General features: G+C 61.0%; 22 protein-coding genes. 13 read left to right on the top strand and 9 right to left on the bottom strand.

Going from position 1 to position 23,763, the window contains the following annotated elements:
- Positions 1 to 60 precede the first annotated feature (60 nt).
- The 7 genes from LIY36_RS04115 (at position 61) to LIY36_RS04145 (ending at position 5,676) form a co-directional block, all read left to right on the top strand.
- On the top strand, positions 61 to 1,050 hold the full coding sequence (locus tag LIY36_RS04115) for an alpha/beta fold hydrolase (protein WP_226454890.1): 990 nt from the start codon (positions 61 to 63) through the stop codon (positions 1,048 to 1,050).
- Between the two features lie 188 nt (positions 1,051 to 1,238).
- On the top strand, positions 1,239 to 1,730 hold the full coding sequence (gene rraA / locus LIY36_RS04120) for a ribonuclease E activity regulator RraA (RefSeq protein ID WP_226454891.1): 492 nt from the start codon (positions 1,239 to 1,241) through the stop codon (positions 1,728 to 1,730).
- 25 nt (positions 1,731 to 1,755) lie between these two features.
- On the top strand, positions 1,756 to 2,751 hold the full coding sequence (locus LIY36_RS04125) for a zinc transporter ZntB (RefSeq protein ID WP_192297164.1): 996 nt from the start codon (positions 1,756 to 1,758) through the stop codon (positions 2,749 to 2,751).
- A gap of 86 nt (positions 2,752 to 2,837) precedes the next feature.
- Positions 2,838 to 3,083, top strand: a complete 246-nt coding sequence (locus tag LIY36_RS04130; RefSeq protein ID WP_192297163.1) for a CrfX protein — start codon at positions 2,838 to 2,840, stop codon at positions 3,081 to 3,083.
- A gap of 2 nt (positions 3,084 to 3,085) precedes the next feature.
- Positions 3,086 to 3,910: a mechanosensitive ion channel family protein gene (locus LIY36_RS04135; RefSeq protein ID WP_003175519.1), complete on the top strand. Its 825-nt coding sequence runs from the start codon at positions 3,086 to 3,088 to the stop codon at positions 3,908 to 3,910.
- Positions 3,911 to 3,997: 87 nt separating this feature from the next.
- Positions 3,998 to 4,588 (top strand): RNA polymerase sigma factor SigX, encoded by a 591-nt coding sequence (sigX, locus tag LIY36_RS04140; RefSeq protein ID WP_122485727.1) that lies wholly within the window; start codon positions 3,998 to 4,000, stop codon positions 4,586 to 4,588.
- Positions 4,589 to 4,695: 107 nt separating this feature from the next.
- A complete protein-coding gene (locus LIY36_RS04145; protein WP_226454892.1) occupies positions 4,696 to 5,676 on the top strand; it encodes an OmpA family protein in 981 nt (326 codons plus the stop codon).
- 60 nt (positions 5,677 to 5,736) lie between these two features.
- Here LIY36_RS04145 and cobA read toward each other — a convergent pair whose 3' ends face one another.
- From cobA to LIY36_RS04185, 8 genes are all read right to left on the bottom strand, one after another.
- Positions 5,737 to 6,480, bottom strand: coding sequence for a uroporphyrinogen-III C-methyltransferase (cobA, locus tag LIY36_RS04150; protein WP_226454893.1), 744 nt, complete (start codon positions 6,478 to 6,480; stop codon positions 5,737 to 5,739).
- A gap of 10 nt (positions 6,481 to 6,490) precedes the next feature.
- Positions 6,491 to 9,199, bottom strand: a complete 2,709-nt coding sequence (locus LIY36_RS04155; protein WP_226454894.1) for a nitrate reductase — start codon at positions 9,197 to 9,199, stop codon at positions 6,491 to 6,493.
- Positions 9,199 to 9,516: a nitrite reductase small subunit NirD gene (gene nirD, locus LIY36_RS04160; protein WP_192297159.1), complete on the bottom strand. Its 318-nt coding sequence runs from the start codon at positions 9,514 to 9,516 to the stop codon at positions 9,199 to 9,201. The genes LIY36_RS04155 and nirD overlap by 1 nt, the downstream gene beginning before the upstream one ends.
- A complete protein-coding gene (gene nirB / locus LIY36_RS04165; RefSeq protein ID WP_226454895.1) occupies positions 9,513 to 11,966 on the bottom strand; it encodes a nitrite reductase large subunit NirB in 2,454 nt (817 codons plus the stop codon). Before nirB ends, nirD begins: the two co-directional genes overlap by 4 nt.
- Positions 11,967 to 12,200: 234 nt before the next feature.
- The gene (locus LIY36_RS04170) at positions 12,201 to 13,871 is read right to left on the bottom strand and encodes a bifunctional protein-serine/threonine kinase/phosphatase (RefSeq protein ID WP_226454896.1); all 1,671 of its coding nucleotides are present in this window, start codon (positions 13,869 to 13,871) and stop codon (positions 12,201 to 12,203) included.
- Positions 13,871 to 15,082, bottom strand: coding sequence for a nitrate/nitrite transporter (locus LIY36_RS04175; RefSeq protein ID WP_192297156.1), 1,212 nt, complete (start codon positions 15,080 to 15,082; stop codon positions 13,871 to 13,873). The genes LIY36_RS04170 and LIY36_RS04175 overlap by 1 nt, the downstream gene beginning before the upstream one ends.
- Positions 15,083 to 15,293: 211 nt before the next feature.
- Positions 15,294 to 15,869 (bottom strand): ANTAR domain-containing response regulator, encoded by a 576-nt coding sequence (locus LIY36_RS04180; protein WP_226454897.1) that lies wholly within the window; start codon positions 15,867 to 15,869, stop codon positions 15,294 to 15,296.
- Positions 15,870 to 15,882: 13 nt separating this feature from the next.
- Positions 15,883 to 17,109, bottom strand: coding sequence for a CmpA/NrtA family ABC transporter substrate-binding protein (locus LIY36_RS04185; protein WP_226454898.1), 1,227 nt, complete (start codon positions 17,107 to 17,109; stop codon positions 15,883 to 15,885).
- Positions 17,110 to 17,359: 250 nt separating this feature from the next.
- On the opposite strand from LIY36_RS04185, the gene LIY36_RS04190 reads away from it, so the two are divergent.
- The 5 genes from LIY36_RS04190 to LIY36_RS04210 all read left to right on the top strand — a co-directional run bounded on the left by LIY36_RS04190 (position 17,360) and on the right by LIY36_RS04210 (position 20,603).
- Positions 17,360 to 18,145, top strand: coding sequence for a type III secretion system domain protein, InvG family (locus LIY36_RS04190; RefSeq protein ID WP_329959599.1), 786 nt, complete (start codon positions 17,360 to 17,362; stop codon positions 18,143 to 18,145).
- 123 nt (positions 18,146 to 18,268) lie between these two features.
- Positions 18,269 to 18,484 carry a FliM/FliN family flagellar motor switch protein gene (locus LIY36_RS04195; protein ID WP_226454899.1) on the top strand — a complete coding sequence of 72 codons (216 nt, stop codon included), beginning with the start codon at positions 18,269 to 18,271 and terminating at the stop codon, positions 18,482 to 18,484.
- A gap of 166 nt (positions 18,485 to 18,650) precedes the next feature.
- A complete protein-coding gene (locus tag LIY36_RS04200; RefSeq protein WP_226454900.1) occupies positions 18,651 to 19,037 on the top strand; it encodes a winged helix-turn-helix domain-containing protein in 387 nt (128 codons plus the stop codon).
- Complete coding sequence (locus LIY36_RS04205; protein WP_305391353.1) at positions 19,030 to 19,491, top strand: transglycosylase SLT domain-containing protein; 462 nt, start codon at positions 19,030 to 19,032, stop codon at positions 19,489 to 19,491. Before LIY36_RS04200 ends, LIY36_RS04205 begins: the two co-directional genes overlap by 8 nt.
- Before the next feature lie 86 nt (positions 19,492 to 19,577).
- Positions 19,578 to 20,603, top strand: a complete 1,026-nt coding sequence (locus LIY36_RS04210; protein ID WP_226454901.1) for a quinone-dependent dihydroorotate dehydrogenase — start codon at positions 19,578 to 19,580, stop codon at positions 20,601 to 20,603.
- A gap of 123 nt (positions 20,604 to 20,726) precedes the next feature.
- Here the strand turns inward: LIY36_RS04210 and rmf are convergent, their stop codons facing one another.
- Complete coding sequence (gene rmf, locus LIY36_RS04215; RefSeq protein WP_002553055.1) at positions 20,727 to 20,942, bottom strand: ribosome modulation factor; 216 nt, start codon at positions 20,940 to 20,942, stop codon at positions 20,727 to 20,729.
- A gap of 532 nt (positions 20,943 to 21,474) precedes the next feature.
- On the opposite strand from rmf, the gene rlmKL reads away from it, so the two are divergent.
- Positions 21,475 to 23,739: a bifunctional 23S rRNA (guanine(2069)-N(7))-methyltransferase RlmK/23S rRNA (guanine(2445)-N(2))-methyltransferase RlmL gene (gene rlmKL, locus LIY36_RS04220; protein WP_192297149.1), complete on the top strand. Its 2,265-nt coding sequence runs from the start codon at positions 21,475 to 21,477 to the stop codon at positions 23,737 to 23,739.
- Positions 23,740 to 23,763 lie beyond the last annotated feature (24 nt).

Here is a 23,763-nt window from a genome sequence, read left to right on the forward strand (position 1 = left end):
TTCTTATCTGTACAGGGCGGCAATCCCCGCGGACGCCGCCCTTTTTTGTGCAAGAGCATTATGCAAAGCAGTAGCAACCTGTTTCCTGTCGCCCTGATCAGCGCTGAACGTCGTGGCGACCTGAGTGAAGATGTCTACCGACTCAAACCCGGTAACAGTCCCGACGGCACCGTCGAGCTCGCGGTTACCCGTTTGGGCCTGGCGGATGTCCCGGAAAACCGGGGCATTCCCGTTATTTTATTGCATGGCAGTTTTTCCAACCGACGCTTCTGGTATTCGCCCAAGGGGCTCGGCCTGGGGGCCTACCTGGCGCGCCAAGGGTTTGATGTATGGATCCCGGAAATGCGCGGTCATGGTTTGTCCAAGCGCAACCATGACTACACGCGCAACCGCGTCGCCGACTATGCGCGTTACGATTTGCCGGCCATTGGCGCGTTTGTACGTGAGCAAAGTGCGCAGGTTCCGCACTGGATCGGCCATTCCCTGGGCGCCACGACCTTGGCTGCGGCCCTGGGAGGCGAGTATCTGGGGGCACCGGCGGTGGCTTCTGCGGCATTGTTTGGCTGTCAGGTCAGTCGCACGCACTGGCCGTTGAAGCTGCCGCCGGTGGAGTGGACTGGGCGCTTGCTGTTGAAACGCATCGGCGGGATTTCCGGCTCACGCTACAAGCGCGGCCCAGAGGATGAGCCGGCGGGCGTGCTGATCGAAGCCATGCGCTGGAATGGCCTGTTTGGCCGTTTTGGCGAGGGTAAGAATGATTGGTGGAAAGGTTTGGCCGAGGTCGATGTGCCGCTGTTGGCGGTGAGCGCCGCCGGCGATCATCAAGACCCGGACTGGGCCTGCCGCAAGCTGTTCGAACAGGTGGGTTCTGAGCATCGCCAGTACCTGTGCCTGGGACGCCAGCAGGGTTTCAGCGGGGATTTCGGGCACGTAGAGATGCTGGTCAGCAAAGCGGCGCAGGCTGAAGTGTGGCCGTTGATGACGCAATGGCTGAAGGATCCGCTCACACCTTTGCCCGGTGCCTCGGTCGAGCCTGCGACTAAGGTTTGATGGAGCGCTCAGCCACGGGCGTTTCGCTCCTTTGCGGTTGCGGCTAAGATATGACGCGCTGAACGCTTCTGGTCATATTCAGTCGCGCAGTGGCTATTGCGTTGCGGCGAAGCGAGTGGGATGTTCTGCGCCTGTTTCGACCGGTACTTCCTTGAAAGACACTTCTTTGGCAGAAAGGAATTTTTTCGATGAACCATTACGTGACCCCCGACCTGTGCGATGCCTACCCGGACCTGGTGCAGGTCGTCGAGCCGATGTTCAGCAACTTCGGTGGCCGAGATTCCTTTGGCGGTGAGATCGTCACCATCAAGTGCTTCGAGGACAACTCGCTGGTCAAGGAACAAGCCGACCAGCCGGGCGCTGGCAAGGTGTTGGTGGTTGACGGTGGTGGTTCCCTGCGCCGCGCCTTGCTGGGCGACATGATCGCCGAGAAAGCCGTGAAAAACGGTTGGGAAGGCCTGGTGATCTACGGTTGCATCCGTGATGTCGATGTCATCGCGCAGACCGACCTGGGGGTGCAGGCCCTGGCTAGCCATCCGATGAAGACCGACAAGCGCGGGATCGGCGACCTGAACGTGGTGGTGACGTTTGCCGGGGTGACGTTCCGTCCGGGTGAGTACATCTACGCTGACAACAATGGCGTGATTGTCTCGCCAAGCCCGCTGAAAATGCCTGAATAAACTGCAATAGCCGACAGGGGTGAGGATGTTCGAGGAAGAAAACGCGCAATGGGGGCTGGTGCATGCCCTGGTGCTGGACGGTAAAGGCGGTGCGCGTTCGATTGCCCGGACTGAGCTTGACGATTTGCAACTGCAGCCCCAGGAAAGCCTGTGGCTGCACTGGGATCGCAGTCATCCCCAAACGCAGACCTGGCTGCGCAAATCCAGTGGCCTGAGTGAATTCGCCTGCGACCTGCTGCTGGAGGAAAACACCCGCCCGCGCCTGTTGCCACTGCCGGATGCGCAGCTGTTGCTGTTCCTGCGCGGGGTCAACCTGAACCCCGGCGCCGAGCCGGAGGACATGGTCTCGGTACGTATCTTTGCTGCGGCCAACCGGGTGATTTCCCTGCGCCTGCGACCGTTGCGTGCCACCGATGAGCTGTTGGTGCAGTTGGCGGATGGCAAAGGTCCTAAAACGGCGTCAGAACTTATCCTTTATATGGCGCAGTATCTGACCAATAAAGTGCAGGATCTGGTCACCGACCTGTCTGAAATCGTCGATACCGAGGAAGAAAAACTCGATACCGACGAACGGTATACCCCGGAACATGGCAGCGTTTTGCAGATCCGTCGGCGAGCGGCCGGGCTCAAGCGATTCCTCGCCCCGCAGCGCGACATTTTTGCCCAGCTGACGCGGATCAAATTGCCGTGGTTCTGTGACGACGATGCCGATTACTGGAACGAATTGAACAACAGTCTGACGCGTTACCTGGAAGAGCTCGAATTGGCTCGGGAGCGCGTGGGGCTTGTGCTGGAGGCCGAAGACCGGCGTTTGAGCGTGCGCATGAACCGCACCATGTACCGCTTCGGTATCATCACCGGGATCTTCCTGCCGATGAGCTTTCTCACCGGTTTGCTGGGTATCAATGTGGGCGGGATTCCGTTCTCCGCCAGCCCCTACGGATTCGTGATTGCCTGCCTAATGATGGTGGCGGTTGCGCTGGGACAATGGTGGCTATTTCGACGATTGCGCTGGGTTTGAGCTGAATATGAGCTGAACGTAGGAAGGGTCCTATGTGACCCCAAGAATTTTACCCTCGTCTTTTAAAACACTTGCGAGAGGTCTTTATGCACGATCCGTTCGAACAGTCTTTGCGTGACATGCTCAATGCTTCGCCATCCAACCGGGATGACGATGCCTGCCTGGGTCGCGTGCTGAAAACCGCCAACCGTCAGGTAGGGGCGGGTGATTTGTTCGGTCTGCTCGGTCGTTGGCTGCCGGCGTTGATGATGGCCCTGAACAATGGTTCGGCCCACGTATCGCCGGTTTCCCGTCGTAGATCTCTTGCTCGCACTGCTGATAAGGCTGATTGAATATGGAACTTGATCTCTGGACCCAGAGCCTGGTCACCGCGATGACCGCGTTGTGGACCAAGGTGGCGAACTTCATTCCCAACCTGTTTGGTGCTCTGGTACTGGTGTTGCTGGGCTTTGTCGTGGCCAAGCTGCTCGACACCCTGCTGTCCAAATTGCTCGCCAAACTGGGCCTTGATCGCCTGATGGCTGGCACCGGCCTGACCAAGTTGCTGGGGCGTGCCGGGCTGCAAGTGCCGATCTCCACGCTGATCGGCAAGATCGTCTATTGGTTCGTATTGCTGATTTTTCTGGTTTCTGCGGCTCAATCCCTTGGACTTGAGCGAGTTTCAGCTACGCTCGACATGCTGGCGCTGTATTTGCCGAAGGTTTTCGGCGGCGCGTTGGTGCTGCTGGTAGGCGTTCTGCTGGCGCAATTGGCCAATGGCCTGGTGCGCGGCGCCGCGGAAGGCGTGGGGCTGGACTATGCCGCAGGCCTCGGGCGAATTGCCCAGGGGCTGGTGATCATCATCAGTATTTCGGTCGCGATCAGCCAGTTGGAGGTCAAGACTGACCTGCTCAACCACGTGATTGTGATCGTTTTGATTACCGTTGGTCTGGCCGTTGCACTGGCCATGGGCCTCGGAAGCCGGGAAATTGCCGGCCAGATTCTTGCGGGAATCTATGTGCGTGAGCTGTATCAGGTGGGGCAACAGGTGCGTGTGGGCGAGGTCGAAGGGCAAATCGAGGAGATCGGTACTGTCAAGACGACAGTGCTGACCGACGACGGCGACCTCGTGTCGTTGTCCAATCGGATTCTCCTGGAGCAGCAGGTCAGTAGCCGCTAATCCGGCAAACCCTGCTAATGTACGCCGCCGCAAACCCGGGTGACCGGGCTGTAGCGGACATTGACCTGACTGTCGGCACGACTTGTTTTGAATAAAGCCCAAACGCTGTCCACGCGCTATGACCCCCGTGAGCTCTCTGATGAGGAGTTGGTCGCGCGCTCGCACACGGAGCTGTTTCACGTAACTCGCGCGTACGAAGAATTGATGCGCAGATATCAACGCACTCTGTTCAACGTTTGTTCAAGGTATTTAGGGAACGATAGAGATGCGGATGATGTCTGTCAGGAAGTGATGCTCAAGGTGCTGTACGGCTTGAAGAACTTCGAGGGGAAATCGAAGTTCAAGACATGGCTCTATAGCATCACGTACAACGAGTGCATCACGCAGTATCGCAAGGAACGACGAAAGCGTCGCTTGATGGACGCGTTGAGTCTGGACCCCCTTGAGGAAGCGTCTGAAGAGAAGACGCCGGCACCCGAGGAGAAGGGCGGACTCGATCGTTGGTTGGTGTATGTGAACCCGATTGACCGGGAAATTCTGGTGCTACGATTTGTCGCAGAGCTCGAGTTTCAGGAAATCGCTGACATCATGCACATGGGTTTGAGTGCTACAAAAATGCGTTACAAACGTGCTCTAGATAAATTACGTGAGAAATTTGCGGGCGAGACTGAAACTTAGTGCGTGGCAAATATCTCTTACGTGTAGGCAAGTTCTGTTAGACTTGTCGCCGAGTTGTCCCCCGGTTTGTGGGACTGCTTTACAATCACCAGATGGGGATTTAACGGATGAAACTGAAAAACACCTTGGGCTTGGCCATTGGTACTCTTATTGCCGCTTCTTCTTTCGGCGCACTGGCACAAGGCCAAGGCGCAGTTGAAGGCGAGCTGTTCTACAAGAAGCAATTCAACGATAGCGTTAAGCACATCGAAGACGGCTTCAACCCAGGCGCTCGCATTGGTTACTTCCTGACCGACGACCTGTCGTTGAACCTGTCCTACGACAAAACCAACCACACCCGTTCGAACGACGGTACTGGTAACCAGAAAATCAAAGGCGATACCGGCAGCCTGGTTGCCCAGTATCACTTCGGTCAAGCTGGCGTAGACAGCCTGCGTCCATACGTAGAAGGTGGTTTCGGTCACCAGAGCCGTGGCAACGTCAAAGCTGACGGCCACAGCGGTCGCGATCAGTCGACCCTGGCTATCGTTGGTACTGGCGTGAAGTACTACTTCACCGACAACCTGTACGCTCGTGCTGGTGTTGAAGCTGACTACGCTCTGGACAACGGCAAGTGGGATTACTCCGCACTGGTTGGCCTGGGTGTGAACTTCGGCGGCAACGCTGGCGCAGTAGCTCCAGCTCCTACCCCAGCACCAGCTCCAGAGCCAACTCCAGAGCCAGAAGCTCCAGTTGCTCAGGTTGTTCGTGTTGAGCTGGACGTTAAGTTCGACTTCGACAAGGCCGTTGTTAAGCCTAACAGCTACGGCGACGTGAAAAACCTGGCTGACTTCATGAAGCAGTACCCAGCTACCCACGTAGAAGTGGCTGGTCACACTGACTCCGTAGGTCCAGACGCTTACAACCAGAAGCTGTCCCAGCGTCGTGCTGACGCTGTTAAGCAAGTCCTGGTTAAAGACGGCGTTGCTGCCAACCGCGTAACTTCCGTAGGTTACGGCGAATCCCGCCCAGTTGCTGACAACGCAACTGAAGCTGGTCGTGCTGTTAACCGTCGCGTAGAAGCGTCGGTTGAAGCCCAAGCTCAGTAATTACTGAGTGGTAGAAAAAAGCCCGGCTCAGGCCGGGCTTTTTTTCGCCTGCAATTTGCCTCAGGCGCTGGCCGCTGCCGCTACATAAGCGGCTTGCCCACTGGCCGCGACCTTGCCAATCACCAGGATGGCCGGGCTCTTCAAGGCAAACGCCTGGGCGTCCTCATGCATCCGCGACAGCGCACTGCGGCATTCGCGCTGGTGAGGCAACGAAGCGTTTTCGATCATCGCCACCGGCATATCCGCCGCCATGCCGCCCTCCAGCAGTTGCTGGCGAATCTCCTCCAGCTTGGCCACCCCCATGTACACCACCAACGTCGTCCCGCTTTCGGCCAATGCACGCCAATTCAGGCTGCTGTCGTCCTGGGTATGCGCCGTGACCAGGGTTACACCACGGCTGACACCGCGCAACGTCAGGGGGATCGCGCAATTCGTCGCCCCCGCCAGGCCCGCGGTAATTCCGTTGACCAACTCCACCTCGATCCCGCGCTCATGCAGCCACAGGGCTTCTTCGCCGCCCCGCCCGAAAATGCACGGATCGCCGCCCTTGAGCCGTACCACGCACTTACCCTGGCGCGCATAACGCAACATCAGGCGGTGGATGAAATCCTGCGGCGTCGAGCGACAACCACCGCGTTTTCCTACCGTGATCACCCGCGCACTCGCGCAGTGTTCCAGCACCGCCGGATTGACCAAGTCATCAATCAGTACCACATCGGCCTCATGCAGGGCCCTTACCGCCTTGAGGGTCAGCAGTTCCGGATCACCGGGGCCTGCGCCCACCAGCCAGACTTTTGCGCTCATGTCGTTGCCCTCACACACTGATTGCGATTGGCTGCGGGTTGCTCGCCAATAAACGTTTGATTTCCGGGACACAGGAGCCGCATTGCGTGCCGCAACCCAACTCCCGCTTCAACCCATCCAGATCCAGGCCCCGGCCAATGGCGCTGTACACAGCGTTCTCGCTGACGTTTTTGCAGTTGCACAGGATCTTGCTGCTGGCCGCCGCGCCCCCCGGCGGGGCGCTGAGGGGCGCCAACAACCAGCGGCGCAGTTGATCGTCTGTACGCCCCTCCAGCCACAGGCTTTGCAGCCAGTGCCGCGCCAAGGTTTCCCCGGCGAGGCGCAGCGCCGTGATACGGCCTTTTTCGATTTTCACCCGCTTGCCAATCGAGCGGCGCGGGTCGTCATAGGCCATCACCGGCCCGTCATTCAGGCCGAGCAATTGGTCAATACGCGTCAGCAGTTGCAGGTCGGGCGCCTCGCTGTGTGCGGCACGCACCAGCAGGGCAGGGCGCTCGCGCCCGGCCAGGCTCAGGCTCACGTAGGCAAAGCCCTCGCACAGCGGGCGCAAGGCTTCAAAGTGTTGCTGCACATCGCCCTCGATCAGGGCGAACAGCTGCCAAGGCAGGTGCACGGTCTCCAGGCGCACCCCGCTGTGCTTGAGTTCCGGCTGTTTCGACAACGGATCGAATGCCGGCTGGGTGAGTGCGTTCACGCCGCCCTTGAGAAAACGATCCCCCCAATGCATCGGCAGGAACGCCTGGCCCGGGCGCACACTGTCGTCCGCACTGACGGCCACGATCACTTGCCCGCGACGGCTTTTCAGGTTGACCAGATCACCGTCTTTCACGCGATGACGGCGCATTTCGTCCGGATGCAGGCTCAGCAATGCCTCGCTGACGTGCCCGAACAACTGCGCGGCAGTGCCGGTGCGGCTCATGCCGTGCCACTGGTCGCGCAGACGGCCGGTGATCAGGGTCAGAGGGAAGCGTGCATCGCGCTGTTCCTTGGCTGCGCGATACGGGTCGGCGACAAACTGCGCGCGCCCGCTGGCGGTGGGGAAGCGGCCATCGCTATACAGGCGTGGCGTGCCGGCCTGTGCCCCTTTGGGAAACGGCCATTGTTGTGGTCCGATCTTGTCGAGCAGGGCGTGGCTGATGCCTGACAGGTCGAGGTCACGCTCCTGGGTCAGCATTTTGTATTCGTCAAAAACCTGCGCAGGCTGCTCGAACGCAAACAAACTGTCGCGCCCTGGACGCAAACGACGTTCCAGGCGCTGTGCGAAATCTACGGTAATTGCCCAATCCGGCCGCGCTTCTCCCGGTGGGGCGATAGCTCGGCGGACGTGGGAAATGCATCGTTCGGAGTTGGTCACCGTGCCTTCCTTCTCCCCCCAACTGGCGGCGGGCAACAACAGGTCGGCAAAGGCTGCGGTTTCCGTCGTCCGAAACGCCTCCTGCAACACCACAAAGGGACAAGCCGCCAACGCCGCGCGCACGCTGTTCTGGTCCGGCAGCGATTGCGCCGGGTTGGTGCAGGCGATCCAGACCGCCTTGATCTTGCCGGCCTGCATCTGCTCGAACAGTTCGACAGCGGTCAGCCCGGTAGCCGCCGGCAACGACTCAACCCCCCAATACGCCGCAACCTGTGCGCGATGCTCTGGGTTCGCTGCCTCACGGTGCCCCGGCAGCAAATTCGACAAACTGCCGGTTTCGCGCCCGCCCATGGCATTCGGCTGACCGGTCAGGGAAAACGGCCCACAGCCTGGTCGGCCGATGGTGCCGGTGGCCAGGTGCAGATTGATCAGCGCGCTGTTTTTTGCGCTGCCGGCGGTGGACTGGTTAAGCCCCATGCACCACAGCGACAGGAAACTGCTGGAGGTGCCCACCCACTCGGCACACAAGCGCAGTTGCTCGACGCTGATCCCGCACAGCTGCGTGACCATCTGCGGCGTGTAGTCGTGCACCAAGCGCTTGAGCTCGGCCAAGCCCTCGGTATGCGCCTGGATAAACGCGCGGTCGATCCAGTCTTCCCACAGAAGCAAATGCAAGATCCCATGGAACAACGCCACATCGGTGCCCGGCAGAATCGCCAGGTGCAGGTCAGCCAAGTCGCAGGTGTCCGTACGGCGTGGATCGATCACCAGCACTTTCATTTGGGGGCGGCGTGCCTTGGCCTCTTCAAGACGTCGGAACAATACCGGGTGGGCGTAGGCCATATTGCTGCCAACGATCATCACGCAGTCGCTGTTTTCCAGGTCCTCATAACTGCAAGGCGGCGCATCGGCACCCAGGCTGCGCTTGTAGCCGACCACCGCCGAGGACATGCACAGCCGCGAGTTGCTATCGATGTTGTTGGTACCCACCAGGGCGCGGGCGAGTTTGTTGAAACTGTAGTAGTCCTCGGTCAGCAGTTGCCCGGAGATGTAGAAGGCCACGCTGTCCGGCCCGTGTTCGGCGAGGGTGTCGGCGAACACGTTGGCGGCGTGTTCCAGCGCGGTATCCCAGTCGGTGCGCGAGCGCGCCAGGCCTTTGCCCAGGCGCAGCTCCGGGTACAAGGCGCGGGCGGATATGTCGCCGGTCAGGTGCAGGCTGGAGCCCTTGCTGCACAATTTGCCGAAGTTGGCCGGGTGGCTCGGGTCGCCCGTCACACCCAGGATTTGCGCGCCGTCATGTTCGATCAACACGCCGCACCCCACCCCGCAATAGCAGCAGGTGGACGCGGTGGTCTGACGGTTCATCACACGGCGTCCCGCAGGGCCAGCAGCACCCGGCCGTTTTCCACACGGGCCGGGTGATGGTGGGCGCAACCGACGTCTGGTGCCTGGGCTTCGCCGGACGCCAGGTCGATCTGCCAGTTGTGCAGCGGGCAGGCCACGCGCTTGCCGTAGATCAAGCCTTGGGACAACGGGCCGCCCTTGTGTGGGCAGCGGTCGTCAAGGGCGAAGACTTCGTCATCACTGGTACGAAAAATCGCGATATCGCCCTTTGGGCCTTGGATGATGCGCGAGCCCAGCACGTTGATCTCGTCGAGGGCGCAGATATTCAGCCAGTTCATGCCGGCACCTCCAGTTGTTGGACGGGGATCACATCAAATTCTTTTTTCAGCAGCGGCTGTTCCAGGCGCTCTTTCCACGGATCTTGTTCGAATGACAGCGAGAACTGCAGGCGCTCGTTGAGGGCTTGGCGGCGGGCGGGGTCTTCGAGTACGGCTTTCTTGATGTGCTCCATGCCGACCCGTTGCAGGTAGTGTACGGTGCGCTCAAGGTAGAAGGCTTCTTCGCGGTACAGCTGTAGGAAGGCGCCGTTGTACTCACGCACTTCTTCAGCGGTTTTCAGCTTGACGAAGAACTCCGCCACCTCGGTCTTGATCCCACCGTTGCCGCCGATGTACATCTCCCAGCCGGAATCGACGCCGATGATTCCCACGTCCTTGATGCCGGCTTCCGAGCAATTGCGTGGGCAGCCGGACACCGCCAGCTTGACCTTGTGCGGCGACCACATATTGAACAGGTCGTGCTCAAGCTCGATGCCCAGTTGCGTGGAGTTTTGCGTGCCGAAGCGGCAGAACTCGCTGCCCACGCAGGTTTTTACAGTGCGGATGGACTTGCCGTAGGCATGGCCGGATGGCATGTCGAGGTCTTTCCACACCCCCGGCAGGTCCTGCTTCTTGATACCGAGCAGGTCGATGCGCTGACCGCCGGTGACCTTGACCATTGGCACGTTGTATTTGTCGGCCACATCGGCGATGCGGCGCAGTTCCCCAGGATTGGTCACACCGCCCCACATCCGGGGGACTACGGAGTAGGTGCCGTCTTTCTGAATGTTGGCGTGGGCGCGTTCGTTGATCAGGCGCGATTGCGGATCGTCCTTGGCCTCGCCGGGCCAGGTGGAAATCAGGTAGTAGTTCAGCGCCGGGCGGCAGGTGGCGCAGCCGTTGGGCGTGCGCCAGTTGAGGAAGTTCATGGTGCCGGCGATGGTCAGCAAGTGCTGGTCGCGGATGGCCTGGCGGATTTGTCCGTGGTTGAGGTCGCTGCAACCGCAGATGGCTTTTTCGCTTTTCGGTTTGACATCGGCCGCACCGCCCACGGTGTTGATCAGGATCTGCTCGACCAAGCCGACGCAGGAACCGCAAGAACTGGCGGCCTTGGTGTGTTTTTTCACTTCATCGACACTGAACAAGCCCTGTTCCTGGATCGCCTTGACGATGGTGCCCTTGCACACGCCGTTGCAGCCGCAGACCTCGGCGTTGTCGGCCATGTTCATGGCCTTGTCCTGGCCTTGATGGCCTACGTCACCCAAGGCGTTTTCGCCGAACATCAGGTGGTCGCGGATCTCGCCGATGGCGTGGTTCTCACGGATCTGGCGGAAATACCAACCACCGTCGGCGGTGTCGCCGTACAGGCAGGCGCCGACCAGGATGTCGTCCTTGATCACCAGCTTCTTGTACACGCCGCCAATCGGGTCGGAGAGGGTGATGGTCTCGGTGCCTTCGCCGCCCATGAAGTCCCCGGCCGAAAACAGGTCGATACCGGTCACTTTCAACTTGGTCGAAGTCACCGAGCCTTTGTAGGTGGCAAAACCCAGTTGGGCCAAATGGTTGGCGCAGACTTTGGCCTGTTCGAACAAGGGCGCCACCAGGCCGTAGGCGATCCCGCGATGGCTGGCGCATTCGCCGATCGCGTAGATGCGTGGGTCGTAGGTTTGCAGGGTGTCGTTGACCAGAATCCCACGGTTGCACGGGATACCGGATTTTTCCGCGAGTTCGGTGTTGGGGCGAATGCCGGCGGCCATCACCACCAAATCCGCGGGGATTATGTCGCCGTTCTTGAACTGCACCGAGCCGACGCGACCATTGCCGGCATCATGCAGCGCCTGGGTCTGTTCACACAGGCGAAACACCAGGCCTCGGCTTTCCAGTTCGGTTTGCAGCAGTTGGCCACTGGTCTTGTCCAGTTGTCGCTCCAGCAGCCACTCGCCGATATGCACAACGGTCACGTGCATACCGCGCAGCATCAGGCCGTTGGCGGCTTCCAGGCCGAGCAGGCCGCCGCCGATGACCACCGCGTGCTTATGAGTCTTGGCGGTGTCGATCATGGCCTGGGTGTCGGCGATGTCGCGGTAGCCGATCACGCCCTGCAAGGTATTGCCGGGGATCGGCAGGATAAACGGGGTAGAGCCGGTGGCGATCAGCAGGCGATCGTATTCGGCTTCGCTGCCGTCTTCGGCGATGACGATGCGTTTGACGCGGTCGATCTGCACCACTTTGCGGTTCAGCAGCAACTTGATGTTGTTGTCCAGATACCAGCTGAGGTCGTTGAGCACGATCTCTTCAAAGGTCTGTTCACCGGCCAGCACCGGCGACAGCAGGATGCGGTTGTAGTTGGTGTGCGGCTCGGCGCCGAACACGGTGATGTCGTACAGGTCGCTGCTCAGCTTGAGCAATTCTTCAAGGGTGCGAACCCCGGCCATGCCGTTGCCGATCATCACTAATTTGAGTTTTTTCATGTCGTTCTCCGCAATGGCTCGACAAATCACGCGCAAACAAAAAAAGGCGTCCCCGCTAGTTACCTAGCGAGGACGCCTTTGTCCTGGTCCCGTTCTCTCGGGAAGCGCGACCCTTCGTCGTTGAAGGGGCGGCTATATGTCTGTTGTTGAAAGAGCTAATGCAGCGGTTGTGCCAAGTTGGCAGATGCCCGGATTTATTGGGCTTGGGCTCGATGTCGCAGAGCTATTTGCCCTCTAGTGGTGCAGCAGCCAGTACAGCAGCACCAGATTGAGCAGCAAAGACATGGCGGCCAGGGTTTGCCAGACCTTGAGCGGTTCGCGCTCCAGCAGCGGCCTTGGCTGCACGCTCAATTCGCGGCGGTCGGCCTGTTCCAGGTCGCGCAGCCACTCTTCAGCGGTTTCATAACGTTGTGTGGGTTGCGAGGCCACCGCCCGTCCCAGGCTCAGGGGCAGCCACTCCGGCAGGTCGGGGCGATACCGGCTGGCGCTGACGGGTTGGGTGAAGCGCGGCCGTTGGAACGCTTCGATTTCTCCGTAGGGATAGTGCCCGGTCAGCAGGTAATACAGCGTCACGCCGACACTGTACAAATCCTGTTGGGCCGTAGGACGTTCTCCACTGAAAGCCTCGGGCGCGATAAAACTCGGGGTGCCGGGCAGCAGGTGCGCGCGGTCTTCGGAGAGCCCCGGGCAGTAGGCCAGGCCGAAATCCAGCACGCGCAACTCGCCGTCGTCCCCCTGCAACAGGTTCTCCGGTTTTATGTCGCGGTGCAGGATCTGCCGCCGATGCAGCATGCCCACCGCGCGTACCAACCGCTCGGCGATGGACAGCCATTGCGCCAGGGGCAATGGGCCTTGTTGCTGGAACAGTTGTGCCAGGGTTCTCCCCGGATATTCGCGCATCACATAGTACAAATGCTGACGCGCGCTGGCGGCGTGGACTTCAGGAAACGCGCGCCCGGCTACCCGGCGCAGGAACCATTCCTCCGACAGCAAGGCCTGCCCGGCGTCGCTGTCGTCGTCGCGGTTGAGGGGCAGGGTTTTCAGCAGCCATGGCTGCTGCTGGGCATCGCGTACCCGGTACAGCAATGACTGTCGACTGTGTGCCAGCACACCTTCTACCTGCCAGCCCTCGAAGGATTGCCCGGTTTTCAGTGGCGGCGGCAGCGGCCATTGCTGCAACTGCACCAGCGCGTCGCCGAGGGTCGCGGCGCCGAGCGTGTCGATACGCACCAGCAGGGCACTGGCGTTGTCCTGGCTGCCGGCAAGGTGTGCGGCATTGACCAGGGTGTTGACCGCCAGTTCGAGGTCGGTTTGCTCACGCAGGATCGCGCTGATGCTGTGCTCGGCAAGGGTGGCCCACACGCCGTCGCTGAGCAGCAGGAAGCACTCGCCTTGGCGCAATTCGCCGTCGAGAAAGTCCAGCACCAGGTGTTGATCCAGGCCGAGGGCGCGCTTGAGCACATGCTGCATGCCCGGTTGCTCCCACACATGGTCGTCGCTGATGCGTTGCAACTCGCCATCCAGCCAGCGATACACCCGGCAATCGCCGACATGCGCCAGGGTGAAACGCTGGCCGCGAAACACCAGGGCGCTGAGGGTGGTCAGCAGTGGCTGGCCGCCGCCATTGGCTTGCAGCCAGCGGTTCTGCGCGAGCAGCAAGCGTTCGAGCGCCTGGGCCACGCCCCAGGTTTGCGGCGTGGCGTAATAGTCCAGGGCCAGTGCCTGCAAGGTCGAGCGCGCCGCCAGGCCGCCGTCGGCGCATTGGCTGACGCCGTCGGCCAGGGCGCACAGGTAACCTTTGCTTGCGGCCAGTTCGGCCACGGGCGTGACCACCCGCAGCGCGTCCTGGTTTTCCGGGCGTGGGCCGATGGCGCTGGCGTGGGCGATGCTCAGTTGCAGGCTCATCAGACGCGCGCGGCCGTCACGGCGGCCGAGCCCCAGGTGGTGCGCCAGCGACGTTTCACGCCGTGCAGGCCGAACCAGGCCAGCACGCCCAGGCTAGCGAACAGCCACAAGGCCAATTGATAGCTGCCGGTGCTCTGTTTGATCGCGCCCATTCCTGCCGCCAGGGCAAAGCCGCCGATGCCGCCGGCCATGCCGATCAGGCCGGTCATCACGCCGATTTCACGGCGAAAACGTTGCGGCACCAACTGGAATACCGCGCCATTACCGGCACCAAGACCGAGCATAGTGCAGACGAAAAGTGCCAGTGCCGCGTAGGAACTCGGCAGGTTGAAACCCACCGCCGCGATGCACACCGCCGCCACGCCGTACATGCCGAGCAGGGTACGAATCCCGCCGAAACGGTCGGCCAGGGCGCCGCCCAGCGGGCGCATCAGGCTGCCGCCGAACACGCAGGCGGCGGTGTAGTAGCCAGCGGTCACCGGGCTCAGGCCGTACTGGTCGTTGAAATAGCCGGGCAGGGCACTGGCCAGGCCGATAAAGCCGCCGAAGGTCACGCTGTAGAAAAACATGAACCACCAACTGTCACGGTCGCCCAGGGCCTTGAAGTAGTCGGCCATGGATTTGGCTTTCGGCCGTTCGGGAGCATTGCGGGCAAGCCAGGCGAACACGATCAGGGTCAGGGTCAATGGGATCAGCGCAAAACCGAACACATTGCTCCAGCCAAACGCGGCTGCCAGCACTGGCGCCAGCAACGCCGCAAACACGGTGCCGGAGTTGCCTGCGCCCGCAATGCCCATGGCTTTGCCTTGATGTTCGGCGGGATACCACTGGGACGCCAATGGCAGTGCGACCGCAAAGGATGCGCCGGCCATGCCGAGGAACACACCCAGCAACAGGGCTTGCTCGTAGCTGTGGATACCGAGTTTCCAGGCGCCTAATAACGCCGCGATCACGATCACCTGGCCGATCAGCCCGGCGGTTTTGGGTGATAGTTTGTCGGCCAGCATGCCCATCAAAAAGCGCAGCACCGCGCCGGCGAGGATCGGCGTTGCGACCATCAGGCCACGTTGTTGAGTGGTCAGGTGCAGGTCGGCGGCAATCTGAATCGCCAGCGGGCCCAACAGATACCAGACCATGAAGCTCAAATCGAAATACAGGAATGCGGCAAACAGGGTCGGGGTGTGCCCGGATTTCCAGAAGCTTGATTTCATCACGCACCTCAACGGTTGGAAGTCTTGTAAGAAGGCCTGGTGATGGAACAGCCGGCTAAGGCCGCCCCACCGGCCCCATGCACTGGGGCCAAAACGCAAAAACGCCGCCACCAGGTTCGCGAGGGGCAAACCGGATGTGCGACGTCTTTGTCGTGGAGGGGCAACCGCCGTTGGCTACCTGTGAAGATCCTTTAGCAAGAGCTGCGCCAGATCAGCCGAGCAACTCGCTCATGGCGATAATCTGCTCCGCCACCTGGATCAGTTTCTGCTGGCGACTCATGGCCTGGCGGCGCATCAGGGTGTAGGCCTCTTCCTCATTGCAGGCCTTCATTTTCATCAGCATGCCCTTGGCCAGTTCGATGCGCTTGCGCTCGGCCAACTGCTGGTCGCGGGCCTGCAGCTGGGCGCGCAGGGCCTGGTCACTCTCGAAGCGCGCCATGGCCACGTCGAGGATCGGTTGCAGGCGTTGGGCCTGGATGCCTTCGACGATGTAGGCGCTGACGCCGGATTTGATCGCCTGGCGCATCACATCTGGGTCATGTTCGTCGGTAAACATCACAATGGGCCGGGGCTGGTCGCGGCTGACCAGCACCACTTGTTCCATCACATCGCGCCCGGGTGACTCGGTATCGATCAGGATCACGTCCGGACGCACCGTTTCGACGCGCGCGGGCAGGTCGATGGTCAGGCCTGACTCATCGATCACCTCGAAACCGGCCTCGATCAGCGCGGCCTTGAGTCGGCCGACCTTACGCGGGGTGTCGTTGATCAACAGGATTCGCAGCATATCGTTCTTCCTGTCAGCGCAAGGCCTGGCGGCTTGTGGGATCGGTCATTGCGTGCAGGCGGAAACTGCGCGCGTAGGCGGCGGGGTCATGGCCGTCCCAGATCTTGCCGTCGATCAGTTGGCTGCTGCGCATGTCTGCGGCTGTCGTGCTGAGGCCAACGGCGCTGGCGGCGTCGCGATAGAGCGCTAGTTGCTGGACCTGGCGGGCAACATCCAGATAGTCCGGGTCGTCGCGCAACAGGCCCCAGCGACGGAATTGAGTCATGAACCACATGCCGTCGGAGAGATACGGCAGGTTCACCGCGCCTTCGGCAAAAAAACGCAGGGCATGGGGGTCTTGCCAGTGGTTGCCGAGGCCGTCGTCGTAGGTGCCGAGCAGGCGCGGTTCGATGCAGTCGAGCGGCGCGTCGAGGTAGTCGCGGGCACTGAGCAATTGCGCGGTGGAGCGGCGGTTTTCCTGGCTTTGTTCAATGAAGCGGCTGGCTTCAAGGATCGCCATCACCAGTACGCGGGCGGTGTTGGGGTATTGGTCGACGAACGCCTGGGTGCAGCCAAGGACTTTTTCCGGATGATCCGGCCAGATCGCCTGGGTGGTCGCCATCGTAAAGCCCTGGTTCTGCTTCACCGCGCTGGCGGACCAGGGTTCGCCGACACAGAAACCGTCGATACGCCCGGCTTGCAGATGCGCGACCATTTGCGGCGGTGGGACCACCACGCTATCGACATCCCGTAGCGGATGAATGCCCTGGCTCGCCAGCCAGTAATACAGCCACATGGCGTGGGTGCCTGTGGGAAACGTCTGGGCAAAGGTCAGTTTTGTGCGGCTTTGGTGCACGTGGCGATCCAGCGCCTCAGGAGTGACCACTCCTTGCTGTTGCAGGCCGTGGGACAGGTTGATGCTCTGGCCGTTCTGGTTCAGGCCCATCAGCACCGCCATGTCGGTCGGCGCTACACCGCCGATGCCCAGGTGCACCGCGTAGATCAGCCCGTACAGGCTGTGGGCGGCGTCCAGTTCACCGCTGACCAGTTTGTCGCGCAGGTTGGCCCAGGACGCCTGGCGCTTGAGGTTGAGTGTCAGGCCATAAGGTTGGGCGAAGCCCTGGGTGGCGGCGACGACCAGCGAGGCGCAATCGCTCAAGGCCATGAAGCCGAGGTCCAGGCTGCTTCTTTCCGGGGCGTCACTGCCATTGACCCAGGCCAGCGCATTGCGGGTCGGGCTGTAGTCTGCCGGTTCGTTCATCAACACCTGCCTTTTCTCTCAAAAAAAAGCGTCGTTCCCTCGGGTGGCGGTAGAGGCCCTTGCAAGGTAACGACGCCTTTGTCCGTAAGCCTGCGCCTTCGTTGGCGCGCGCTCTGATGCACAGTGCAAAGCAATGCACATGCCACGGGGTGATGGAGGTCACTTGCCGTCAGCTTTCCGTCAAGATTGAAAGCTGAGTGCCTTTCAGTATGGCCGTTTCTTTACGCCCGGCCGCCCAGGAAACCCCAAGGTGCAGACTGATTCCCGTGCAAGCATGACCCGCCACCGGCTGTGCAACTGGTTGTTGTGCGTTGCGTTGTTACTGGGCTCCTCGTTTGCCCGGGGTGAGCCCTATCTGGCGCAGGAACAAAGCCTGCGCAGGTTTTTTACTGCGCTTTCCGTGCCCCTGGGCTTGCCGGTGGTGGTCAGTCCTCAAGCCGCTCGTCGGCAGGTCAGTGGCGTATTCGATTTCGAGACCCCGCAACAGGTTCTGGAACTGCTGGCCGAGCGCGAAGGGTTGATCTGGTACAGCCACGGGCGCGTGGTGTACCTCTATGACGCTGGTGAAGCGCGCAGCTCGGCGGTGGCGCTCCGCTACATTTCCGTCGCTCGGCTGCGCAGCCTGATGGGGCGTGCCGGGCTTGATGAATCGCGTTATCCGCTGCGTGCAAGCGGAGCGCGTACGTTCTATGTGTCGGGCCCGCCAAGCTATGTGGACCGGGTACTGCGCCTGGCACAACTGATGGACCGCAAACCAGCCGAGCCCGCAGCGGCGTTTGGTGTGGTGCAGGTGTTCAACCGTGACGTGGCGGATCGCCGTTATGGGGCGGGCGCAAACACGATTACGGTGCCGGGGATGGTTTCGCTGATCGAGGCCCGCCTCGCCAAGGAGCGCAAGGGCGCGCCGGCTGACGCCCGTCTTGCGCTGATTGCCTACCCCCGATACCAACAGCTTGCTGATCAAGGGCAAGCCCGCCCAGGTGACACTGATCAAGAAGTGGGTGGCGGAGTTGGATGTCTTCAAACCGCCGGATGATGCCGCGTTGTGGCAGGCCGACAATGCTGTGCCACCGCTGCTGAGTGCCGAGCAGTCCAAGCGTGTGCAACGTGCATTTATGCGGCCGGGTCGCGGAATCTCTCAATGAATAGGCGTTTTCCCATGCACCTGGAAATACTTCTGCAGGAGCAACTGATCAGTCGCAAGCGCCTGGCTGCGTTCGACGTGGGGAAGGTGTTGCCCTTGGCACCGGGCGTCACCCGCTGCGTCGAAGTTCGGGTTAACGGCCATTTAATGGCGTTGGGCGAGCTGGTGCAGTTGGAGGATCGGTTAGGGGTTGAGCTGCATGAGATCTACCAGGAGTGGCTAGGTCGGTAGGGCCGCGCAAGGAATTGTCCTAAGGCACGCTTCCGAAAATCGCGGGATGAATGGGTTTTGTCCTGGCGCGAGGTGTAGGACGTTTTTTTATAGTCATGCGGTTGGCGGGTGAGTCGGTACAGGAAAATAGGGAACTCAATGTCAGTAGTTGGATGCAGAGGTACGTATGGCTGTCGTGATTGATGAATCGACGGCGCCCCTCGTCTTTGCCCGCTGGACCTTGCATGGCGATGGCCGTTTGACCAGCGGGGAGGTGGACATTCAGTTGCCGCCCAAAGAGGGGCAGGTCCTGCGGTTGCTGCTGGCCTCGGCCGGCACGCTGATGACCAAGGATCGTTTGCTGGAGCTGGCCTGGCCTCGTGGCGAGGTGGCCGAGGAATCACTGACGCGTTGCATCTACTCGCTGCGCAAGCACTTGAAGGGCGACAAGGGCTTTATCAAGACGATCTATGGCAGGGGCTATCGCTTTACCTGCGAGGTGCGGACCGGGGCGGATGATCCCGCGCCGGTCGCGTATGTGTGTTCGGTGTGTGGGCAGGTGAGCAATGGTTAAGGTGTGGAGCAAAGGGTTGTTGCTGAGCCTATTGATGGGCAGCACCCCGGCACTGGCGTACTGCTGGGACGAAGTGGCCAGCCGTTATGATATTGAGCCGGAGTTGCTGCAGGCCATCGCGGCAGTAGAGTCAGGCTACCGCGCCAGCGCGATCAACACCGCCAATCGCAATGGCACGCGAGACATCGGCCTGATGCAGATCAACAGCATTCATTTGCCGCGATTGCTCAACCAGGGCATTACCGAAGAGAGGCTGTTGAGCGAGCCGTGTCTGTCGGTAGAGGTAGCGGCTTCGATTCTTTCCGAGTTCATTCAGCGCTTTGGCTACAACTGGACCGCCGTGGGTTCCTATAACGTCGGTGTAGGCTCCGGCCCCAAGCGTGATGCGCTACGGATGCAGTATGCGCAGAAGATCTGGGCGCGTTATGAGGAACTGGTCGCCAATCGCAGCTGATGATTGGGCGGCACGCCTCGCATGCGGCGCGCCACCGCGGCTATAATCGCCGTCACCTTTCGCCGCCATCCGAGTCTAGCCCGCCCATGTATACCCTGGCCCGCCAGCTGTTGTTCAAACTCTCTCCGGAAACTTCCCACGATCTGTCCCTGGACCTGATCGGTGCCGGTGGCCGCCTGGGGCTCAATGGCCTGGTATGCAAGGCGCCGGCAAAGATGCCGGTGTCGGTAATGGGGCTGGATTTCCCCAACCCGGTCGGGCTGGCGGCTGGCCTGGACAAGAACGGTGCGGCCATCGACGGCTTGGCGCAGCTGGGTTTCGGTTTTGTCGAAATCGGCACCGTGACCCCGCGTCCGCAGCCGGGCAACCCCAAGCCGCGCATCTTCCGCTTGCCGGAAGCCGAGGCGATCATCAACCGCATGGGGTTCAACAACCTGGGGGTCGATCACCTGCTGTCGCGGGTTCAGGCGGCGAAGTACAAGGGCATCCTCGGCATCAATATCGGCAAGAACTTCGACACGCCGGTGGAACGTGCGGTGGATGACTACCTGATCTGCCTGGACAAGGTCTACGCCCACGCCAGCTACGTCACGGTCAACGTCAGTTCGCCCAACACCCCGGGCCTGCGCAGCCTGCAGTTTGGTGACTCCCTCAAGCAATTGCTTGAAGCCCTGCGCCAGCGCCAGGAAGACCTGGCCGTACGCCATGGCAAGCGTGTGCCGTTGGCGATCAAGATTGCCCCGGACATGAGCGACGAAGAAACCGTACTGGTGGCCCAGGCCCTGGTGGATTCGGGTATGGATGCAGTGATTGCCACCAACACCACCCTCAGTCGTGTCGGTGTCGAAGGCCTTGCCCATGGCGACGAAGCGGGTGGCCTGTCAGGTGCGCCGGTGCGTGAGCAGAGCACCCATATCGTCAAGGTGCTGGCCGCCGAACTGGCCGGGCGCTTGCCGATCATCGCCGCAGGCGGTATCACCGAAGGCAAGCATGCGGCCGAGAAGATCGCTGCCGGCGCCAGCCTGGTGCAGTTGTACTCCGGGTTCATCTACAAGGGCCCGGCGCTGATCCGCCAGGCGGTGGATGCCATCGCCGCACTGCCAAAGGCCTGACAAGCGCCCATTAAAAAGGGCTCCATAAAGGAGCCCCCTGGGCCGAAGCCCGCCGCCCGGATAGGACGTGCGTGGTTAAGTCGTTATCGCTTCAACAGTGTGTGTCGGAATTGAATGCCCTTATTAGCCGACGGCGTGAAGTTCGTTGAGTCTGTGGATTCCCGCAGTGCCAGTCATACCGTCCCAGTTGTCGCCGCGTCCTTCTCGCCAGCCGTTGATCCAGGCTTGGCGTACCGACGGTAGAGTAAATGGGCAAAGCTCACGGGATTTGCCATGAACGCCATATTGATATCCGCGTAAAAACGCTCTTTCCAACGGATCACGCTTAAGTCTTCTCATAGGGTGTTTCCCTCACTTGTTGACTGTCTTGATATCCTTCGGCCCCGTTGGGAGCCGGGCAGAGTTTTTCTGCCGTTGGTGGGCTCGCTGCCGGCGTGGCGAGCCTATGTGTCGGCGTCGTTACGGCGCCAACCTGTGTTGAGTTCTAACCAATAGGTCACATGGATTCAATGATCGTTTTGTCATAAGCACGTAACGATAACGATGCTATAGCCATAAGCTGGGCTGGCTTTTCGCCCCATTTGTCTGGCAAACCCAGCTATGATGCACCCTGCAAAGAGGATGGGTTTAATCCTTTAGTGAGAATGCCCGCCCGTTGCAGTCGGTTATTATTCGACGAAGGGTCGGAATATTTCCTTTTGTTGCTGCACTTTATCGATCTGCCCCGTCACTCAACGCCCAGAGGGCCTGCAGGCGGGGTGGGACGGCACATTTGTGCCACGCGAGCACTCTTCAAGAAAAGTGCTTGATTGAAAACCGAGCCGGCGATGCGTCGCCCGTTCATTTATTGCTGAAAAGCCTGGAATGCCCCATGTCGGACCGTTTTGAACTCTTCCTCACTTGCCCCAAGGGCCTCGAAGGCCTGCTGATCGAGGAAGCCATCGGGCTTGGCCTTGAGGAAGCCCGCGAGCACACCTCGGCCGTGCGCGGCATGGCCGACATGGAAACCGCCTACCGCCTGTGCCTCTGGTCGCGCCTGGCCAACCGCGTGTTGTTGGTGCTCAAGCGCTTCCCGATGAAGGACGCCGAAGACCTCTACCACGGCGTGCTGGACATCGAATGGGCCGACCACATGGTGCCGGACGGCACTTTGGCCGTGGAATTCAGCGGCCATGGCTCGGGCATCGACAACACCCACTTCGGCGCGCTGAAGGTCAAGGATGCGATTGTCGACAAGCTGCGCACCCCGACCGGCGAACGTCCGTCCATCGATAAGATCAACCCGGACCTGCGCATCCACCTGCGCCTGGACCGTGGCGAAGCCATTCTGTCCCTCGACCTCTCCGGCCACAGCCTGCACCAGCGCGGCTACCGTCTGCAGCAGGGTGCAGCACCGTTGAAGGAAAACCTCGCGGCAGCCGTGCTGATCCGTGCAGGCTGGCCGCGCATCGCTGCCGAAGGCGGCGCGCTGACTGACCCGATGTGCGGCGTGGGTACCTTCCTGGTGGAAGGCGCGATGATCGCCGCCGACATGGCACCGAACCTGAACCGTGAGTTGTGGGGCTTCACCACCTGGCTCGGTCACGTCCCGGCCTTGTGGAAGAAACTTCACGCCGAAGCGTCGGAACGTGCCGCGATCGGCATGAACAAACCGCCGTTGTGGATTCGTGGCTATGAAGCCGACCCGCGCCTGATCCAACCTGCGCGCAACAACATCGAACGCGCGGGCCTGAGCCATTGGATCAAGGTGTACCAGGGCGAAGTCGGCACGTTCGAGCCGCGCCCGGACCAGAACCAGAAAGGCCTGGTCATCTGCAACCCGCCGTACGGCGAGCGTCTGGGTGACGAAGCCAGCCTGTTGTACCTCTACCAGAACCTCGGCGAGCGCCTGCGCCAGGCGTGCATGGGCTGGGAAGCGGCGGTGTTCACCGGCGCGCCGGACCTGGGCAAGCGCATGGGCATCCGCAGCCACAAGCAGTATTCGTTCTGGAACGGTGCGTTGCCGTGCAAATTGCTGCTGATCAAGGTCAACCCCGACCAGTTCGTCACCGGCGAGCGTCGCACGCCAGAGCAACGCCAGGCGGAACGTGAGCAAGCCGCTTACGATCAAGCCCCGGTCGAGCCGCAAGAGCGCCAGTACAACAAGAACGGCAACCCGATCAAGCCTGCCCCGGCTCCGGTGGTTGAACAAGCACGCCTGAGTGAAGGCGGGCAGATGTTCGCCAATCGCCTGCAAAAGAACCTCAAGCTGCTGGGCAAGTGGGCCAAGCGCGAAGGCGTGGATTGCTACCGCGTGTACGACGCCGACATGCCGGAATATTCCATGGCCATCGACCTGTACCACGATTGGGTGCATGTGCAGGAATACGCCGCACCGAAGTCCATCGACCCGGAAAAAGCCTCCGCCCGCATGTTTGATGCCCTGGCCGCGATTCCCCAGGCGCTGAACATCGACAAGAGCCGCGTCGTCGTCAAGCGCCGCGAGCGCCAGAGTGGCACCAAGCAGTACGAGCGCCAGAGCGCCCAGGGCAAGTTCACTGAGGTCAGCGAAGGCGGCGTGAAGTTGCTGGTCAACCTCACCGACTACCTCGACACCGGCCTGTTCCTCGACCACCGTCCGATGCGCATGCGTATCCAGAAAGAAGCGGCCGGCAAGCGTTTCCTCAACCTGTATTGCTACACCGCTACCGCAAGTGTGCACGCAGCCAAGGGCGGCGCACGCAGCACCACCAGTGTCGATTTGTCCAAGACTTACCTGGACTGGGCGCGTCGCAACTTCTCCCTCAACGGTTTCTCCGACAAGAACCGTCTGGAGCAGGGCGATGTGATGGCGTGGCTGGAAGCCAGCCGTGATGAATTCGACCTGATCTTCATCGACCCGCCGACCTTCTCCAACTCCAAGCGCATGGAAGGCATCTTCGACGTGCAGCGTGACCACGTGCAGTTGCTCGACCTGGCCATGGCCCGCCTGGCACCGGGTGGCGTGCTGTATTTCTCGAACAACTTCCGCAAGTTCGCGCTGGAGGACAACCTCAGCGAGCGCTATGCGGTCGAAGAGATCAGTGACAAGACCATCGACCCGGATTTCGCGCGCAACGCGAAGATTCACCGGGCGTGGAAAATCACTGCACGCTGATCGCTCTTAAAAAAGCCGCAAGCC

The organism is Pseudomonas sp. AF03-9 (assembly GCF_020515815.1).
GTDB lineage: Bacteria > Pseudomonadota > Gammaproteobacteria > Pseudomonadales > Pseudomonadaceae > Aquipseudomonas.

Coding starts and splice junctions, on each gene's coding strand:
- nirB (WP_226454895.1), bottom strand. CDS start 11,966: ATGAAAAAACTCAAATTAGTGATGATCGGCAACGGCATGGCCGGGGTT.
- LIY36_RS04135 (WP_003175519.1), top strand. CDS start 3,086: ATGGAACTTGATCTCTGGACCCAGAGCCTGGTCACCGCGATGACCGCG.
- LIY36_RS04130 (WP_192297163.1), top strand. CDS start 2,838: ATGCACGATCCGTTCGAACAGTCTTTGCGTGACATGCTCAATGCTTCG.
- LIY36_RS04180 (WP_226454897.1), bottom strand. CDS start 15,869: ATGCTGCGAATCCTGTTGATCAACGACACCCCGCGTAAGGTCGGCCGA.
- LIY36_RS04170 (WP_226454896.1), bottom strand. CDS start 13,871: ATGAGCCTGCAACTGAGCATCGCCCACGCCAGCGCCATCGGCCCACGC.
- rlmKL (WP_192297149.1), top strand. CDS start 21,475: ATGTCGGACCGTTTTGAACTCTTCCTCACTTGCCCCAAGGGCCTCGAA.
- rmf (WP_002553055.1), bottom strand. CDS start 20,942: ATGAGAAGACTTAAGCGTGATCCGTTGGAAAGAGCGTTTTTACGCGGA.
- LIY36_RS04155 (WP_226454894.1), bottom strand. CDS start 9,199: ATGAACCGTCAGACCACCGCGTCCACCTGCTGCTATTGCGGGGTGGGG.
- LIY36_RS04125 (WP_192297164.1), top strand. CDS start 1,756: ATGTTCGAGGAAGAAAACGCGCAATGGGGGCTGGTGCATGCCCTGGTG.
- LIY36_RS04200 (WP_226454900.1), top strand. CDS start 18,651: ATGGCTGTCGTGATTGATGAATCGACGGCGCCCCTCGTCTTTGCCCGC.
- nirD (WP_192297159.1), bottom strand. CDS start 9,516: ATGAACTGGCTGAATATCTGCGCCCTCGACGAGATCAACGTGCTGGGC.
- LIY36_RS04145 (WP_226454892.1), top strand. CDS start 4,696: ATGAAACTGAAAAACACCTTGGGCTTGGCCATTGGTACTCTTATTGCC.
- rraA (WP_226454891.1), top strand. CDS start 1,239: ATGAACCATTACGTGACCCCCGACCTGTGCGATGCCTACCCGGACCTG.
- LIY36_RS04205 (WP_305391353.1), top strand. CDS start 19,030: ATGGTTAAGGTGTGGAGCAAAGGGTTGTTGCTGAGCCTATTGATGGGC.
- LIY36_RS04210 (WP_226454901.1), top strand. CDS start 19,578: ATGTATACCCTGGCCCGCCAGCTGTTGTTCAAACTCTCTCCGGAAACT.
- LIY36_RS04195 (WP_226454899.1), top strand. CDS start 18,269: ATGCACCTGGAAATACTTCTGCAGGAGCAACTGATCAGTCGCAAGCGC.
- cobA (WP_226454893.1), bottom strand. CDS start 6,480: ATGAGCGCAAAAGTCTGGCTGGTGGGCGCAGGCCCCGGTGATCCGGAA.
- LIY36_RS04115 (WP_226454890.1), top strand. CDS start 61: ATGCAAAGCAGTAGCAACCTGTTTCCTGTCGCCCTGATCAGCGCTGAA.
- LIY36_RS04175 (WP_192297156.1), bottom strand. CDS start 15,082: ATGAAATCAAGCTTCTGGAAATCCGGGCACACCCCGACCCTGTTTGCC.
- LIY36_RS04185 (WP_226454898.1), bottom strand. CDS start 17,109: ATGAACGAACCGGCAGACTACAGCCCGACCCGCAATGCGCTGGCCTGG.